At 55.0% G+C, this 15,632-nt stretch carries 19 protein-coding genes and 1 tRNA gene; 11 read left to right on the forward strand and 9 right to left on the reverse strand.

What is annotated here, in order from left to right; all coding sequences use genetic code 11:
- The first annotated feature begins 63 nt into the window (after nt 1-63).
- On the forward strand, nt 64-777 hold the full coding sequence (gene pyrH / locus QXU97_01740) for a UMP kinase (protein ID MEM4035328.1): 714 nt from the start codon (nt 64-66) through the stop codon (nt 775-777).
- 123 nt (nt 778-900) lie between these two features.
- Here the strand turns inward: pyrH and QXU97_01745 are convergent, their stop codons facing one another.
- Genes QXU97_01745 through QXU97_01760 form a run of 4 tightly spaced genes read right to left on the reverse strand, consistent with a single transcriptional unit; the run spans nt 901 to nt 5,071 of the window.
- Complete coding sequence (locus tag QXU97_01745) at nt 901-1,521, reverse strand: UbiX family flavin prenyltransferase (GenBank protein MEM4035329.1); 621 nt, start codon at nt 1,519-1,521, stop codon at nt 901-903.
- A gap of 27 nt (nt 1,522-1,548) precedes the next feature.
- The gene (lysX, locus tag QXU97_01750) at nt 1,549-2,430 is read right to left on the reverse strand and encodes a lysine biosynthesis protein LysX (protein MEM4035330.1); all 882 of its coding nucleotides are present in this window, start codon (nt 2,428-2,430) and stop codon (nt 1,549-1,551) included.
- Nucleotides 2,430-3,878 carry a lyase family protein gene (locus tag QXU97_01755; protein ID MEM4035331.1) on the reverse strand — a complete coding sequence of 483 codons (1,449 nt, stop codon included), beginning with the start codon at nt 3,876-3,878 and terminating at the stop codon, nt 2,430-2,432. The genes lysX and QXU97_01755 overlap by 1 nt, the downstream gene beginning before the upstream one ends.
- A complete protein-coding gene (locus QXU97_01760) occupies nt 3,875-5,071 on the reverse strand; it encodes an argininosuccinate synthase (GenBank protein ID MEM4035332.1) in 1,197 nt (398 codons plus the stop codon). The genes QXU97_01755 and QXU97_01760 overlap by 4 nt, the downstream gene beginning before the upstream one ends.
- 152 nt (nt 5,072-5,223) lie before the next feature.
- Between QXU97_01760 and QXU97_01765 the strand changes: the two genes are divergently transcribed.
- Complete coding sequence (locus QXU97_01765) at nt 5,224-5,724, forward strand: hypothetical protein (protein ID MEM4035333.1); 501 nt, start codon at nt 5,224-5,226, stop codon at nt 5,722-5,724.
- A gap of 48 nt (nt 5,725-5,772) precedes the next feature.
- Here QXU97_01765 and QXU97_01770 read toward each other — a convergent pair whose 3' ends face one another.
- Both QXU97_01770 and QXU97_01775 read right to left on the reverse strand, forming a co-directional pair.
- Nucleotides 5,773-6,996 carry a methionine adenosyltransferase gene (locus QXU97_01770; protein ID MEM4035334.1) on the reverse strand — a complete coding sequence of 408 codons (1,224 nt, stop codon included), beginning with the start codon at nt 6,994-6,996 and terminating at the stop codon, nt 5,773-5,775.
- Between the two features lie 71 nt (nt 6,997-7,067).
- Nucleotides 7,068-7,373, reverse strand: coding sequence for a U6 snRNA-associated Sm-like protein LSm6 (locus QXU97_01775; protein ID MEM4035335.1), 306 nt, complete (start codon nt 7,371-7,373; stop codon nt 7,068-7,070).
- Nucleotides 7,374-7,477: 104 nt separating this feature from the next.
- Here QXU97_01775 and QXU97_01780 point away from each other — a divergent pair, with 104 nt between their 5' ends.
- Nucleotides 7,478-8,035, forward strand: a complete 558-nt coding sequence (locus QXU97_01780) for a class I SAM-dependent methyltransferase (GenBank protein MEM4035336.1) — start codon at nt 7,478-7,480, stop codon at nt 8,033-8,035.
- A 33-nt stretch (nt 8,036-8,068) separates the two neighbouring features.
- Here the strand turns inward: QXU97_01780 and QXU97_01785 are convergent, their stop codons facing one another.
- Complete coding sequence (locus tag QXU97_01785) at nt 8,069-8,977, reverse strand: RimK family alpha-L-glutamate ligase (protein MEM4035337.1); 909 nt, start codon at nt 8,975-8,977, stop codon at nt 8,069-8,071.
- A 183-nt stretch (nt 8,978-9,160) separates the two neighbouring features.
- Here QXU97_01785 and QXU97_01790 point away from each other — a divergent pair, with 183 nt between their 5' ends.
- The 8 genes from QXU97_01790 (at nt 9,161) to QXU97_01825 (ending at nt 14,210) form a co-directional block, all read left to right on the forward strand.
- Nucleotides 9,161-9,622 carry a hypothetical protein gene (locus QXU97_01790; protein MEM4035338.1) on the forward strand — a complete coding sequence of 154 codons (462 nt, stop codon included), beginning with the start codon at nt 9,161-9,163 and terminating at the stop codon, nt 9,620-9,622.
- An 88-nt stretch (nt 9,623-9,710) separates the two neighbouring features.
- Nucleotides 9,711-10,319, forward strand: a complete 609-nt coding sequence (locus tag QXU97_01795; GenBank protein MEM4035339.1) for a TATA-box-binding protein — start codon at nt 9,711-9,713, stop codon at nt 10,317-10,319.
- A 112-nt stretch (nt 10,320-10,431) separates the two neighbouring features.
- Nucleotides 10,432-10,508: transfer RNA gene (locus tag QXU97_01800), tRNA-Lys, on the forward strand.
- Between the two features lie 125 nt (nt 10,509-10,633).
- A complete protein-coding gene (locus tag QXU97_01805) occupies nt 10,634-11,341 on the forward strand; it encodes a ribosome assembly factor SBDS (GenBank protein MEM4035340.1) in 708 nt (235 codons plus the stop codon).
- Between the two features lie 161 nt (nt 11,342-11,502).
- Nucleotides 11,503-12,204: an exosome complex protein Rrp4 gene (locus QXU97_01810; GenBank protein MEM4035341.1), complete on the forward strand. Its 702-nt coding sequence runs from the start codon at nt 11,503-11,505 to the stop codon at nt 12,202-12,204.
- The gene (rrp41, locus tag QXU97_01815) at nt 12,201-12,941 is read left to right on the forward strand and encodes an exosome complex exonuclease Rrp41 (protein MEM4035342.1); all 741 of its coding nucleotides are present in this window, start codon (nt 12,201-12,203) and stop codon (nt 12,939-12,941) included. Before QXU97_01810 ends, rrp41 begins: the two co-directional genes overlap by 4 nt.
- Nucleotides 12,942-12,948: 7 nt before the next feature.
- A complete protein-coding gene (rrp42, locus tag QXU97_01820) occupies nt 12,949-13,809 on the forward strand; it encodes an exosome complex protein Rrp42 (protein MEM4035343.1) in 861 nt (286 codons plus the stop codon).
- Between the two features lie 161 nt (nt 13,810-13,970).
- Complete coding sequence (locus QXU97_01825; protein ID MEM4035344.1) at nt 13,971-14,210, forward strand: 50S ribosomal protein L37ae; 240 nt, start codon at nt 13,971-13,973, stop codon at nt 14,208-14,210.
- A gap of 5 nt (nt 14,211-14,215) precedes the next feature.
- On the opposite strand, the gene QXU97_01830 is transcribed toward QXU97_01825, so the two are convergent.
- Both QXU97_01830 and QXU97_01835 read right to left on the reverse strand, forming a co-directional pair.
- Nucleotides 14,216-15,271 (reverse strand): DHH family phosphoesterase, encoded by a 1,056-nt coding sequence (locus QXU97_01830; GenBank protein ID MEM4035345.1) that lies wholly within the window; start codon nt 15,269-15,271, stop codon nt 14,216-14,218.
- A complete protein-coding gene (locus QXU97_01835) occupies nt 15,192-15,482 on the reverse strand; it encodes a hypothetical protein (GenBank protein MEM4035346.1) in 291 nt (96 codons plus the stop codon). The genes QXU97_01830 and QXU97_01835 overlap by 80 nt, the downstream gene beginning before the upstream one ends.
- Nucleotides 15,483-15,632: the final 150 nt, after the last annotated feature.

Consider the following 15,632-nt stretch of genomic DNA (forward strand, 5'->3'; position numbering starts at 1 on the left):
TGTAAAAGCAAGCAATAAAGAACGCCCGGGCCTTTTAAGGGGTGAAGGATCGTGAGCGCACCTTTGAGTAGGGAGCACGCGATGATCGGGAAAGTGAGGGTGGCTATCAAGATAAGCGGTAGATATGTGCAGCCCGATCAGCCAGGCAGCGTGGCCAAATATGCGGAGACGCTTAGGAGGCTCTGGGACGAAGGGTATAGACCTATTGTCGTTGTGGGCGGAGGCAAGATAGCCAGGACGTACATAGAGGCTGGGAGAGCCTTAGGGCTGAGCGAGGCAGCACTCGATGTGCTCGGTATAGAGGTCACGCGCCTAAACGCCAGACTCCTAGCATCGACCATAGGGAGGGTAGCTCTACAGAGACCCCCAAGCTCGATCGAGCAATTGATAGAACAGCTTGAGGACCCGCTCGAGAGGATAATAGTTATGGGAGGCCTCCAACCAGGTCAGTCGACCGGCGCGGTTGCTGCGATAGCCGCCGAGACGGCTGGAGCTAAAGTCTTGGTAAACGCGAGTAGAGCAGGCGGCGTCTACGATAAGGACCCCGAAAAGCACCGAGACGCGAGGCTCCTGAGAACGATTAAAGCGTCCGAGTTGAGCAGGTTACTCAATGATAGAAGGACGCTCGCCGGGACCTACGAGCTCATAGACGCCTTGGCTCTCGACATATTGCGGAGAGCGCGTATAACGATGTACGTGGTCGATGGGAGCGACCCAGAGAACATCGCCAAAGTGCTCCGAGGAGAAGTCACCGGTAGCGTCGTGCTCCCAGAGTGATGAAGAAGAAGGCTCGGGCAAGCTCTCGTGTGCCCCGCCGCCCACACTCCTTCTCACGGTCCCGCTTCTATCGGGTCTCAAAGAAGCTCTCTCTGGCGGCGGGGCGTGTAGCGTCTCGCTCTCTCAAGGCATAAAGTTTGAGCTCGAGCTCTCGCGTGAACGAGAAGCCCATTTGGGGTATAGGTCGTGCTCCAGGCCGAGGACGTCTAACACCTTGCCCACAACGAAGTAGACGATGTCGTCAATAGACTTGGGCCCATAATAGAAGGCGGGAGAGGCCGGCAACACCACAGCTCCCATGAGCGATACTCTCAACATATTCTCTATGTCCGCGGCGGTTAGTGGAGTCTCTCGTACCACCAGCACTAGAGGCCTCCTGAGCCTGATGGCGGAATGCGCAGCTCTAACTATTACGTTCCTCGGCGAGCCGCGGGCAATGTCGGAGAGAGTCCTGAGACTACAAGGAGCTACTACAACGGCCTCCGGGACGGTGCTACTGCTCGCCAAAGGACTCAACCAGTCGTTCTCATCGTAGATCGCGACTCTATCTTCACGCCCCTTGACGAGCTCTCTGAGCAGAATTGCTAGGTCCTTTCCGAGCTCGAGCTCGGCCACGCGCCTTGCCCCACGGCTATAGACCACGGCCAGTTCGCGGTCGGTCCTAGCCAAAAGTTGATCAACGAGCCTGATACCGTATATCAGACCGCTGGCCCCGGTCATACAGACTGCTATATATCTCCTCAAAGAGGGCATCCTCGAGAAGAGACGAAATTATTTCCTTATAAACTCTAATATCTTTTTTACTAGTATATTTCCTACGTTGATCCCCGTAGCTCTCATGAACCCCTTGAACTCGGGGACCCCATTTACCTCATTGACGAGCAGAGGCCCCTCGCTCTTTGAACGCAAAATATCGACGGCTGCGTAGAAGGCCCCCACGGCCTCCGTTGCTTTGATCGAGAGCTCCGAGAGAAGCTCGAGCCCCTCCGTGCCGCTTAGGGGCTCAACCGTGCCGCCTAGAGCCACGTTAGCTCTCCACTCCTCTCGACCAGCTATGCGCTTTATGCAGCCTACGCATTCCCCGCCCACCACGATGCATCTGACATCCTCGCCACCCGTATCTATGAAGTTCTGTATAACATGGACCTTCTCCTGCGTGCAGTGGAGCATCTCGCGGTGTTCCACCACGGTCTTGGCATCGTTGTTATCTCGAATGAGCGAGACCATCCTGCCCCAGCTACCTATAGGGGGCTTATCGACGAGAGGCTTCTTCATTGAGAGGAGAGCTCGGAGAGCGGCGTTGCTGTGCATTGCAATGATAGATTCTACCACTGGGATTCCGCTGCGCTTGAGACGCGAGTAAGTGAGAATCTTATCGCCACATGTGAGTATCGAGGAGCTTGAGTTTATCGAGATGCAACCTCCCGACTCGAGGACAGCGGCGGAGTACGTGGCCTTGTACATGCTGACGGGTCTTATTAGAGCCGCCCGTGCTCTGCATTCCTCCGAGCTCAGAGGCGTCTGATTGACATTGACCACGGCGACCTTGAGCCCCTCCTGTAGAAGAGCTCTCCAGATCAGCTTCTCCTCCGCTCTCACGACGTCAACAACTAACATGATGTCGAGTGCCTTCCCGGGAGAGTCAACGCTCATCAACTCGCACTCCCTCGCGCGAGCTCCCTCGCTCGCCTCTTGAGCCCCTCGACCGATTCCTCGAGCCTCTTCTCGAACTCCCTCGCTCGCATCTCGTGTAAAGAGAGAGCCTCTCGCGCTCTCGACAGAGAATCTCGCAGCGCCGCTGGCGAAGGCGAGCCGAGCGAGCTCCTGAGAGAGAGCACCCAGACTGGGTCGGCTAGGCCGGAGAGCTCCATCCCGAGCTCCGAGCCAAGCGCCTCGAGGACTTTCGAACAGTCCCACCCGTGTTTTCTTAGCAGCGAGGCTATCTTGGCGTGTAGTTCCCTGAAGGGAAGACCGAGGCGCATGGAAGCGAGCTCCGCGGCCTCGACAAGTCCGCAATAAAACGACCTCAGATAGACCTCGATCGCGGCTCTGTTCGGCTCGGCCCGACCCACGAGGTCTTCTAACACCGTCGTGGCTTCCTCGAGTAAATCGAATGCCTCCCATACATGCTTCGTGATCTCCTGCAGATCCAAGCTATATCCCGTGGGGAGCTTGGCTTCTATCATTGAGGCGAGGAGAGGCTTGACGAGCACCTCTATGCACCTCGCTCTCATTACTTCGACACTCGCCGGGTTTCTCTTGTGAGGCATGATACTGCTAGTCTGGACGTGGTGACTCGGGAGTTCGATGAGAGATAGTGCGGGATTGCTCCATAGATAGAAGTCCGTGGCTACTCTGCTATAGAGCACGGCTAGAGAAGCTAGGTCATGAAGGATCCTCAACACGAAGCCACGCGAGCTCGTGGAGTAAAGCGTGTTATCGATCACGCCTTCGAAGCCGAGCGAGCTAGCGAGCGCATCCCTTTCTATCGGTACAGAGGTTCCAGCGCCAGCTGCGGCTCCCAAGGGGCTCCTCAAGACGTACTTTAAATCGATTAGCGCTAACTCGCTGAGATCTCTCAGCTCCTCCTCGAGTGCGAGGAGATAATGCCCGTACGTCGAGATCTGCGCTGGTTGGAAGTGAGTATGAAGAGGGAACGGTGTGTCGAGGAATCTTTCGGAAGTCCTCACCAACGTCTCACGCAACGAGAGTACACGGCGAAGGAGCTTCAACGTCCTCTTGGCTAGTCTGAGTCTCAGAGCTGCTGCTACGTGGTCGTTCCTGCTCCTCCCGAGAGGGGCGTAGCCCGCCGCTTCTCTCACCTTCTCTCCGAGGAGAACCTCGAGAGCCTCGTGTACATCCTCAACTATCATGTTCTCAAGTCTCAGCCTGTTCGGGTCTTCGAGCAACTCTAGGAGAGCGGACACCAATCTCCTGCCAGGGTCGATCGGGATCAGTCCGAGCTCTATCAAGTGTATGACGTGAGCTAGCATGATCTGCACGACTTCTTCGCGAATTTCCTCGTCGACGACCACGCTGCTCGTGTACTTAGTGACAAATTCATCGCCCAAGCCGAGCGCAGCTTCTCTATACCTCCTCATAGGCCGACAGCTCTCCTCTTGAGGTAGGCGTCGATGCTGTGCATGCCCCAGATTTTTATGAAGCCTACGGCCTCCTCCTCCGACGGGAACCATCCCCTCTCGTAGTCCGCCTTGGTCTTCGAGTAAAGCGAGTAGGGACTCTCTCTCCCCACCACGGAGAGGGCCCCCTTATAGGCCCTGAGACTGACTCGCCCCGTGACGTAGGAGTTCATTTCCTCCGCCATCTTTTGTATAACAGAGCGTGCTGGCTCGTACCACAGACCCTGATATACTAGGTCGCTCCACTCGAAGTCCAGCGTCCTCTTGAGCCTGTACTCACGAGGCGTCAGGACAAGCTTCTCGAGTTCTTTGTGCGCCGTGAGTAATACTGTTGCGGCGGGAGCCTCGTAGATCTCCCTCGATTTGAGTCCCACGAGCCTATTCTCTATCATATCGATCCTACCTATGGCGTGGCGCCCGGCTTCGAAGTTTAGACGAGCTATTAGCTCGTGTAGCGCGAGCCTCTCGCCGTTTAGCGCGATGGGTCTTCCTTGCGCGAATTCGAGCTCAATAGCGAGAGGGTCGTTTGGCGCCTTCTCGGGAGATATCGTCCACTCGAAGGCGTCCTCCGGTGGAGGGAGAGACTCGTCGTCTATGGGCCCGCCCTCTACGCTCCTCGACCATAGATTTTCATCGACGCTGTACTTCTTGCTTGGATCGACCTTAATGGGCAAACCTCTCTTCTTAGCATACTCTATTTCCCAATCACGCGTTAATCTCCACATCCTAACGGGAGTTAGTATCTTAGCTCCAGGGGCTTCCACCATGAGCGTTAAGTCAAATCTGACCTGATCGTTTCCCTTGCTGGTGGAACCGTGCGCGACCGCGTCGGCCCCCTCAAGTCTAGCAACCTCGGCTAATACCTTAGCTATGAATGGGCGAGCGAGCGCCGTGCCGAGGGGATACTTCTCCTCGTAGCAGCAGTTCAGCATTATACAGGGCAAGATGTATTTCTCCGCGAACTCGGCTACCCCATCGATCGTGTAATGCTTCGAAGCCCCGGCCGCATACGCTCTGCTCTCTATCTCGTGGAAGTCCTCTCTCTGCCCCACGTTTACCGTGACGGTTATCACCTCGGCTTCGAGCCTCTCTCTGAGCAGAGCCACGGATACGGTTGTATCGAGTCCTCCGCTGTACGCAAGGACGACCCTCACAGGAGCTCCCGTTGAGGGTGAGCGCCGAAGGCCTTTTGAGCGTTAAGTTCGAGAGAGAGCGCTCGGAGAAATCCTAGTCGCCGCGGCGACTCCTGCTTCTCGCCATTTTAAAGGCGTGCTATTCGAAATCATTTAAATAATGATGAGGAGAGATGCTCGGCGCGTCAGGATCATCGACGAGAACACTCGCTCCTCCTCCACCCATCAAAGTGCTTGAGGCGCTCTCGGCCATAGCCGATGGAAGAGTCAAGATCATTGACGAGAAGCGAGCCAGGGTCTCATCTTCCGATGGAACGAGGATCTACGAGATATATTTGGACCTGGAACAGGGCCTCGCTTACTCCACCGACAACGGCACGCTCCTCCGAGGCTACGTGGGCTACCCGTTGATAGCGTTCATGATGCTCAGAGGGATCCTCCCCTTCGATGAGGAGGTGGCCGAGAAGCTTTCCGGCATCAAATGGCGCGAGCTCAATGAGAAGTACAAGCGATATTACATCGTAGAGAAGATTGTCAAGGAAGCATACGAATCACGAGGTGGAGACCTCGAAGCACTAGAGAGGCTGAGGCGGGAGGCTATGCTGCGGATCAAGAGCTTAAAGCTCAGGCTGGCCGAGAAGGCACCCCAAGAGAGCGCTCCCGGTGAAGACTAGCGCGGCGACGTAGCGAGACAATGAAGTGATACACTACGATAAAAACTGCTAAAATAGCTGAACGCTCCCCTCCACGATCATCTTGGTGTACTTTGCGATATTATCCAACTCCTCGAGCATTATCGCTTCGGCAGCAGACCTTACCTCGTTGCTAATCGAGCCGGGCGATGTCAGGAACTTCACGGCTGCGATCAGAGGCCTGTTAATAGGTCTCCCTATTTGGCTCAAAATTTGAACCAGCACGCCCCAACGCTCTCCCGTCTCTTCGTAGATTTTCTTGCTCGCGTTCTGAGCCAGCACGTTATAGATCTTGCCCACGTGGTTCACGGGATTCTTTCCTGCGGCAGCCTCGAGGCTCATCGGTCTCAGCGGTGTATTGAGGCCGTTTACTCTATTTCCTCGACCGGTGGCCCCATCGTCTCCGTGCTCGGCGCTAGTCCCCGTCACCGTCAAGTAGACTATGCCGCGTTCTATGATATCTCCGGTGTTCATATAGACCTCTACATCGTAGTCTCCAGCAAGCTTAGCGGCTAGATCGAGCACCGAGCTGACAACTTGCTCCTTCACGCTGATGTAGTGCTGAATATCGTCGACTAGGAGGCTTATGAGAGCACCAGCTATGGTGAGCTTTATTTTACGCCCGCGCCTGAGGCCCATGACTTTCACGTCTTCGCCCAGCTCTGGGATCTTCTGCTTGAAGCTCCTACTGTTCAACATGCGCTCAGTCTCGTAAACTAGTCTCTCCAGCGTTGTCAGAGGATAGAAGCCGGAGCCGAAGCTTGTGTCGTTGGCTAGCGGGATCGAATCTCCCGCCTCGAATATTCCGCGCAAGTCGGCGCTTCCTCTCCCGACTTTGTAATCAACGATCACGTGCTCTTCGGGATCGAGGAATCGCATGTTTCTACTGATCCAATCTTTAACGGCTCTCAATATGAGCGGCCCCACGGGCACCTGCTCGCGCCCAGTCTCTGAGATCACCTCCGTGGTGGCTCTGCCAGCCACGATGATGTATATCGGCTGCTTCAGCTCACCTCCGCCGAATTTCGGCTCGGATTGCCCCCCGACCACTAGGGTCTTGTCAAGGTTGTGATGCAGGATTCTCCCGTAGTTCGAGAGATAATATCTACAGAGGGCGAGGCTGGCTTCCTCCGAGGCGGAGTCCGCCATGTAGTCTGGATGACCTAGACCCTTTCTCTCGACGAGTTCGACCTCCATTTTGTCTGGAGGAGGCCACGCGACCTCCTCAACGCTGATGAATTCCTTGGGATTCACTCCCCTCACCGCGCGTGCTTGACTTGCGCTTGCGCGGTATTGAACCGCATCAAGGCTTTGCTCTGCTCTGCTCACGCGGTATAATTTAAGCTGATAAATAGTATATTGCTCCCTCTGATAAGTATAGTTCCATGTCTGGCCTTAGGCTCATTATTGGATTCTCTGAGCTCGAGACAGTCCTTGAGTATCACGTTCATAGTGTTGTCCGAGAAGTCTAACACGCCGACGAATTCTCCCCCGTCCTTCAGCTTCACGAGGACGCTCCTGCCACGCGCATCTCTTAGGTATTTCAGAGGCGGCGCTGATTTCTTGGAGCCTGAAGCGGCGTGCGCGGTCTCGCTCTCTTTCTCTTGGCGCTCTTTCGAGATAGACTTCAACCTCGCTCCCTTGCGATATCCGGATGCTGCGAAATCTCAAGTTCGCCGCTTAAAATAAGCTTTTACCCCGATCCCCATTTCCTTGCCATGAGGACTTAGGTAAGGTGCCCTCGGATCAGGGCGAGTCGATGATTGCCGAGTACTACGACAATTTAGCGGAGAGCTACGAGGAGCTCTACGGCGAGGAGCAGCTAGTTAAATATTTCTCGGTGGCTCGCAGAATTTCGTCGGCTTTCAGGGGCAGGTTACTTGATGCAGGCTGCGGAACGCTCCTCCTGTGGGAATTCGCTCAGAGAGCTGGTTTGAGCGAACAAATTGAGTATTACGTCGGAGCAGACCTCAGCGAGAAGATGCTCCTAAAGGGCTTAGAGCGATCTATTTCCTCCTGGAAGGCCGACGTAGTTAGAGCCAGCATATCGGCTCTCCCCTTCAGGCCGGCGTGTTTTGACTCCTCTTTCGCGCTGACGGTATTGTTGGGTTCGCACATCGAAGAGCAGGTCGCGAATGCCGTGAAAAGACTCGCCGAGGTCTCGCGAGAGGTCGTGATCTCGGTGGTCGAGGAGGCCTCGATAGAGAGGAGCTTCCTCGAGAGGATCAAGTGTGACTATTGGCGCGTGGGGCGCGAGCTCTTCTACAGGATCGAGACTTCTACCTTGACTTAAGCTTTGTGATGGCAGGGCTCGAGTAGCTCGAATTCACCTTCTGCGAGCTTTTATCAGCTCCTCTATGAGCTTAGCTGCCGGGTTATAGCCGAGAATCTTGGCGCCTTTCCAATTGGGCGAAGCATTTACCTCTAATACGAAGCTCCCCTCGCTCGTTTCCATTATATCGACTCCGGCGTAGAATAGGCCGAGCGCTTTCGCCGCTCTGATCGCCAACTCGCCTAAGTCTCCAAAGCTTGACCCAGCGGGCTCGATCTTCGCGCCCTGCGCTACGTTAGTCTTAAAGCTCCCCTCTCTCGCAACCCTGTAGTACGCCACATAAGGCTCTCCATTTATAACCAGGACACGAAGATCCCTGTTGCCGATTTTCTCGTAGTACTTCTGGAGCATTAGAGGTTGAGACCACGTGAGGAGCTGTCTGAAGACAGCATACGCGATGTCGGGATCCCTGAGCAAAATCACGCCGCGCCCCATGCTTCCTATTACGGGCTTCACTACGACGCTGCCCCACTTCTCCACGAATCTCAGAGCGAGCGGGAGACTTTCCGTGATCAGAGTGGGGGGAACGGGGACCCCGGCTTCTCTCAATTTGAGCAGAGCAAGAAATTTGTTCCTCGCGAGCTCTATGGAGAGGCTGCTATTCGTCACCAGCGTTCCTTGTAACTCGATGTGCCTCAGTAAGCTTAATCTGTAGGCTAACTGCTCGACACTGAGAGGATGCCCGAGCCCTCTAACGAGCAGCACATCGAGGCGAAGAAGCTCCCCCCTCCTAATTAAGGAAGGCTCCTCGCCAGAGACGCACGCAGCCAGCTCCTGCGGCCTCATGTAGAAGGCTCTGAGCCCGAGCCTCCTCGCCTCCTCGAGTAGGTCCCTCGCGGAAGGCGGAGGCACAGAGCTTTGATGCATCACTCCTAGGGTCTCTCGTGAGCTGGCTCGACTCAATAGAACTCCCTCCTCAGCTCAACTCGGGCTACGCAAACTCATATTAGCTAGCGAGATGAAACTCTTTTTGGATGATGTAGTGGGCAGCCCTTGACCTCCAGAGGAATGATGAGCCTAGCATCACTCTGATTTTACTGCTCTCTACTCGGGGGACCTGATAAGAGCAACCCGGGGGCTCATTTGGTGTCGAGGAGAAGCAGATCAATAAACGAAAGCGCGTCTCTGGTCCAAGGCACGATAGTAGTACTAGATTTAGATAAATTCGAGGAGCTTACCAAGAAGTTCGGACTTGATCCCTATAAGCCAAACTTCATAACCGGTGAACTCACGGAACTAATTGAGAGACTTGCTCGGAACTACGGCGGTGTGGTGATCTACGGCCTCGACCCCGAGCGCGGCACCGAAGAAGCGCTGTTAGAGTTTCCTTTCGTGAAGCCGCGCGAACTATTGCCGGCACTGGAGGAGATCCGCGAGGCGATCTCCCGCTTGGGAGCGAGCATCAGCATAGTTGCTATTGAGGGCATGGTATCCTGCGCGGTGGCGAGGACTCGGAGGGAACTCGTTTCGACTCCTTGGCGAGCTCTCGCGTACAAAGAGCTACGAGCGCTGAAGAGGAGAGGCGGAGGCAGGGTCCTCGTTACTTAGATCTCGAGTTGGAAGAGCACTTGACGAAGAGAAGATACAAATATCTCTTCTCTGAACTCTCTTTTAAACTCCGTAGGAGGTACCGTTTGTGGGAGTTCTCCGCGATGCTCACGGTCCTACAGCTAACATAGAAAACATAGTAGCGACGGTGACGCTGGAGCACCCACTGGATCTACACGAGATAGAGCGCGAGGTGCCTGGAATAGAGTACAATCCCGATCAGTTCCCCGGGCTGGTCTTCAGATTAAATAGGCCTAAAGTAACTGCTCTCATATTTAAATCTGGAAAAATGGTCGTAACTGGAGCTAAAAATACTCAAGAATTAATTAGAGCAGTCAAAAAGATAATAAAAGTTTTATATGATCATGGAATAAAGATCAGAGGTAAACCGAAGATACAGATCCAGAATATAGTCGCCTCGGCTAACTTGGGAGTCGAAGTTAATTTGGAAGAAGCCGCCTACAAGCTCGAAAACAACATGTACGAACCCGAGCAGTTTCCCGGACTGATATACCGTATGAGAGACCCACACGTCGTGCTTCTGATATTTAGCAGCGGGAAGATGGTGATCACCGGAGCCAAGAGAGAGGGGGAAGTCTTCGAGGCAGTGGAGAAAGTATACGATAGACTCCGAGAGTTAGGATGCATCATAGAGAGGGGCTCTTCGCTGGGGAGAGAAGAGATAGAATTCTTCTGAGAGATCAGGTCTGCGGGGTGGCAGGCGCTTTTGAGGCTCCCATCGAACGAGTATAGCCGATGCCGCCTTCAAGAAGATTTAAAATTCTCTGACCTTAGAGGGCGGAGATGGTGGGCCCGTAGCTCAGCCTGGTGGAGCGGCGGGCTCTTAACCCGTAGGTCCCGGGTTCGAATCCCGGCGGGCCCGCCATTCTGAAGCCTTAATGATGTATCGAGAGCCCATTCTAGCGCGGAGAAAGCGCTAGCTAGAGCTTTTCGCAGAAAGCTCTTTTGCCCGAGATGGAGAAAAACGAAAAACATGGGAGAGGGGCCTCTTTGAGTTCTCGAGAGTACGTAGTGGCTCGATACGAGGTCGGGGGCAAGCGGTTCGAGGTGCTGGTGGACCCGGAACGAGCCATGGAATTTAGAGAGCGCGGGCTGCCCAGCGCAAAGGAAGTGTTGGTTGGGGACTTCGTTTACAAAGATGCTAAGAAGGGCCTAAAGGCCAGTCCAGATGAATTGAAGAAGGTCTTTGGCACCGATGACCCCGTAGCCGTGGCCGAGGTAATTCTTCGGCGGGGAGAACTCCAGCTCACCGCTGAGCAGAGGAGGAAGATGCTCGAGGCGAAGCGCAAGCTCGTGGTGACATACATTTCGCGCAATGCCATAGATCCTAGGACCAAGACCCCTATACCGCCTCAGCGCATTGAGGCAGCTATGGAAGAGGCGAAGGTCAGCGTGGACCTATTCAAGCCGGTCGAGGAACAGGCGCTGGCCATAGTAAAGGTGCTAAGTCGAGTGATGCCCATAAAGCTCGCCAGAGCACTCTTGAGAGTCAGAATACCTCAAGCCCACGCGAGCAGAGCCTACCCGCGCGTCAAGAACCTAGGAGATGTTAAGAGAGTAGAGTGGTCTAAAGACGGAGCTCTGCTGCTAGAGCTCGAGATACCGGCCGGCATGCAGACCGAAGTCTTGGACAAATTAAACAATTTATGTCGGGGAGAGGCCACGGTGGAGATAATCGGGACAACGCATTTACAGTAAAACGCTGAGCCGACCCAACCATCTTCGCGACGATTAACACGACCTTAACGGCATCGCGAATGGCCGGAGAGATCCCGCGAAGGCGAGAAAAGCTCGCTGCGATTTGAAAGAAACGCCAAATAAGGGGGGCAACGCGCAGGGTCAAGTGGTAAGTCGGAGAAATGGAATACTTAGTTCAGCAGCGCGATGTCGTGGCTCCAGGCGATCCCATAGCTAGGTATGTAAAGAAGGACTTCGAGGTCCCCTCGCCATACCTCTATATAGAAAACGAAACGCTCTACGCGGCCGTAGCGGGCGTAGTAGAGATCAGAGGAGATAAGATATGGTTCACGCCACTTCAGCTCTATTATATCCCCAGGCCGGGCGACTTGGTGATAGGATTAGTCAAAGACGTGGGAACGTCGTACTGGAGCGTCGACATTAACGGACCCTACGAGGCCCAGCTCCCTCTGAGCGAGACGCTATTCAGGCAGGCTCACGTGGATAGCCTCAGAAAATACATAGACGTAGGGGAGTATTTGTTGGCTCGCGTGATCGCTTTCGATAGAAATAGGGTCCCGCTTCTCACGCTGAAGGGCAAAGAGCTGGGGAAGATAGTCGAAGGTAAGGTAGTCGAAGTGAGTATGGTGACGACCATAAGACTCCTGAGCAGGAGGACGCTTTTGAATGTGCTGAGTGAGGAGACCCAGACGAAGCTCGTTTTAGGTAACAATGCGAGAGCGTGGGTGAAGGGATCGGACTCCAAGAGTGAGGATATAGCTGTGCTGACGTTGAAAATGCTGGACGCGCGCTCTATGCAGCCGCCAAAGCCCCAAGAGCTCGCGAGCTACATCAGAGCCCAGAAGGAGGGGATTCTCGCTTGAGCAAAGCCGAGGTGACGCTCTTCGACGAAAAGACGGGTCTCAGGCATGATGGTAGGAGACCCGATGAGATGAGACCGGTCAGAATGGCTCTGGGAGTCATACCTAAGGCTCAAGGCTCGGCTCTCGTAGAATATGGCAAGACCAGAGTGGTGGCGGCAGTTTATGGGCCTAGAGAAGCTCTCCCGAGACACCTCATGATGCCCGACAGAGCTCTCATACGTCTCAGATACCACATGGCTCCTTTCAGCACGTTAGAGAGAAGGAGCCCCGCACCTACTAGACGGGAAATCGAGCTCTCCAAGGTCATGCGCGAGGCCCTTGAAGCAGCGGTACTAACTGAGTTCTATCCGAGGACAGTGATAGACGTATTCGTTGAAGTCCTCCAAGCCGACGGAGGCACGAGAACCGCTGGCGTGACCGCGGCCTCGCTGGCTCTCGCTGATGCGGGCATACCGATGCGTGATCTCGTAGCCGGAGTGGCCATCGGAAAGATCGCGGGGAAACTGGTCGTGGACGTGGACGAGATCGAGGACAGCGCGGGAGAGGCCGACATGCCCGTGGCTATGATGCCGGGATTGGGGAAGATAGTACTGTTTCAGCTCAACGGGGTGCTCACGCGGAGCGAGTTAAGCGAGGCTCTGAATCTAGCTATCAAGGCCATCAAGGAGATCTATATCATCCAGAAGCAGGTTCTTAGAGAGAAGGTATCGAAGCTCGCCGAAGTGGGAGGCGGGTGAAGGAAACATGTCCATAACTCCGACACAGCTCCCGCTCGTTCCCAAAATGAAGAAGGACTTAATGCTCTCTCTGCTCGCGGAGGGCCGCAGGATAGATAATAGGAAACTCGATGAGCCGAGGAAAATAGAGATAGTTACTAACTACGCGGAGCGCGCTAATGGGTCAGCTCTAGTAAAGCTGGGCGAGACTCTAGTCCTCGCTGGGATAAAACTCGAGTTAGGCGCGCCGTTCCCCGATACGCCCGATGAGGGAGTTCTAATAGTCAACGCGGAGTTCGTCCCCATAGCCTCTCCGTTTTTCGAACCAGGCCCTCCAGACGAGAACGCGGCCGAGCTCGCTCGTGTCATCGATAGGTCGCTCCGGGCGGGAAAGACGCTAGACCTAAAGGCCCTCGCTCTCATCCCCGGGAGCAGGGTTCTAGTGGTCTGGTGCGACCTCTATATCATGAGTCACGCGGGAAATCTTATAGATGCCGCATCCTTGGCGGCCATGTCAGCCTTAGCGACGACGAGGTTGCCTAAGCTCGAGATGTCGGGCAACTCCGTTAAGTTGATCCGCGGGTCTCGAGATAAATGTCTCGAGATAAAGAACTGGGTCGTCACTTCGACAGTAGCTAAGATAGGGGACTACTTCGTCGCAGATCCCAACGATGAGGAGGAGGCCGTAGCCGATGTAAGATTCACGATAGCTTTCAATAAAAGCGGCGAGGTGGTCGGCGCACAGAAAGCGGGTTTCGGCGCGCTCACGCTGAGAGAGATCGATGAAGCCCTAGATCTAGCTTGGAAGACCGCTGTGAAGTACTTCGCACAACTGGAGTCTTCGCTCGATACGCAGAAGTGCACCTCCGGGGACGCGGTGGCTGGTTAGTTGCAACACCGCGATATCGAAGGCGGCTTAAACTATATAACGCTCGACGTGTCGAAGAACCAGAAACAGTTACGCTAGAAGAATAGCGAAAACGTCGGGGTAGGATCGGTAGGGTGAGATAAGGACGAAATAGAGGAACGGCGAGATCCGAGGCGGAGAGTATGGGCAAGACTAAGAGCGTAGGAATTGCTGGTAGATTCGGGGCTAGGTACGGTTCTACTCTGCGGAAGAGATGGAAGGAAGTAATGGAAAGGAGGTACGCTCCGCACGCGTGCCCGGCATGTGGGGTCGTCGGGAAGACGACCAGAGAAGCAATTGGAATATGGCGATGCGAGAAGTGTGGTGCTAAGTGGGCAGGAGGGGCTTATGTCCCGAAAACCGGCTTGTCGAAGCAGTTCTAAGGGGGCTACAATTTCTCTCTTCTTTCTTCTATGTTAGAGTCTTTCTCGAGAGCTTTAATTACGGAGTCAGCCAATTTTCTGCTCAATAGGGGCAGCTCCCTCTTCGAGTAAGATTTAGCTAGTTTGAAGACCCCGGCACGCAGGTGACCAAACCACTTGCTTCCCAGGAGAATCTCGAGTTCCTTCAATATGTTGCGCGTTGCTTCCTCCGTGACTCTCTCGGAGAACCTATAGATCACGATCGTGCTCTCCTCCTTCGACGAGCAGACCAATGCAACGTCGGCTCCGAGACCTATGATCGAGGAGGCGGTTTGCCCCTCGTAACTCCCCACGTGCGTGGCCACGACTATTAAATCCCCCTCTCTCCTAACGACAGCCCGTTGCAGCGCCTTCAATTTGGCTACGCGCTCCGACAGCTCCGATCGGGCAACGGCGAGCTCCGAGATCGGCTGACCGCAAGATTCGTAGAGCTCGTAGGACGCTAGGAAAGTCAAGGGCGAAGCCCGAGAATAGCGCCCTGTGTCGGCTATTATCCCGGCCATGAGAAGACACGAGGCCTCCTTGCTGCGAGCCCTTTCTGGAAGCACTAGGGCAACGATTTCGGACGAGGAGGCGCATCTCGGCTCGTGCAGCGATGCATCGACTGCACGGAGGAGCTCGTTTCGCTGGTGGTGGTCTATGAGGAGCTTGAGAGCGCGCGCGCTCCCGGAGAGCGCGCGAGAGAAGTCGCCCAGATGCTGCTCAGAGGCCGCATCAACTACAATGACGCAGTCGTATTCGCCCTCCTCGTAACGCTCGAGCCACCTCTCCGAAGAGCCCCACCTCGCGCACGCCTCGCGAGCAGCCACCGAGGGCCCTCCCTGCGATGCGAGATCCACCGTCACATTGCCGTCGAGTACCGAAAGGAGATATTGCTTGAGCACAGTGCAGGCTGCGGCGGCGTCTATGTCGGCATTAATGTGTGTTACAAGGAGTATTTTTCTAGGAGCTCTCTCCAGTAGAAGCCTCTCTAGTAGCCTCCACGACTCTCTCAGGCTCTCGAGCAAGCTTCCCGAGCTCATTCGAGATCGCCTCCCGGATCTCTCTGATCGCGATCAAGGCCTCTCTATCTATAGCCTCTCTCGGCGTGACCTCGTCTCCTCTCGCGAGCACCTCGACCCCTACCGAGAGGGTGCCGTCTTCCCCCAAGTCTAGGCGCACTACGCTGAGCTCAATGCGCGAGCCCCGCTCCCTGCTTAGGCGATCCACGACCTCGTCTACCGAGGCCACCAAGCGGAGCAGGTCTTCTTGGCTTAACCGGAGACCGCTGCGTGACGCGCGGGACTTACGAGGCAGATTGCTTCTCAATTCTGGCTGCCCGCTGATAGTGTTGTGCTACCTTAATTCTAAGGGACTCTTGGAGCTCCTGTAGCTGTCTCTTCA

The sequence above is a fragment of the Fervidicoccaceae archaeon genome, from assembly GCA_038878695.1.
Classification (GTDB): domain Archaea; phylum Thermoproteota; class Thermoprotei_A; order Sulfolobales; family Fervidicoccaceae; genus JAVZVD01.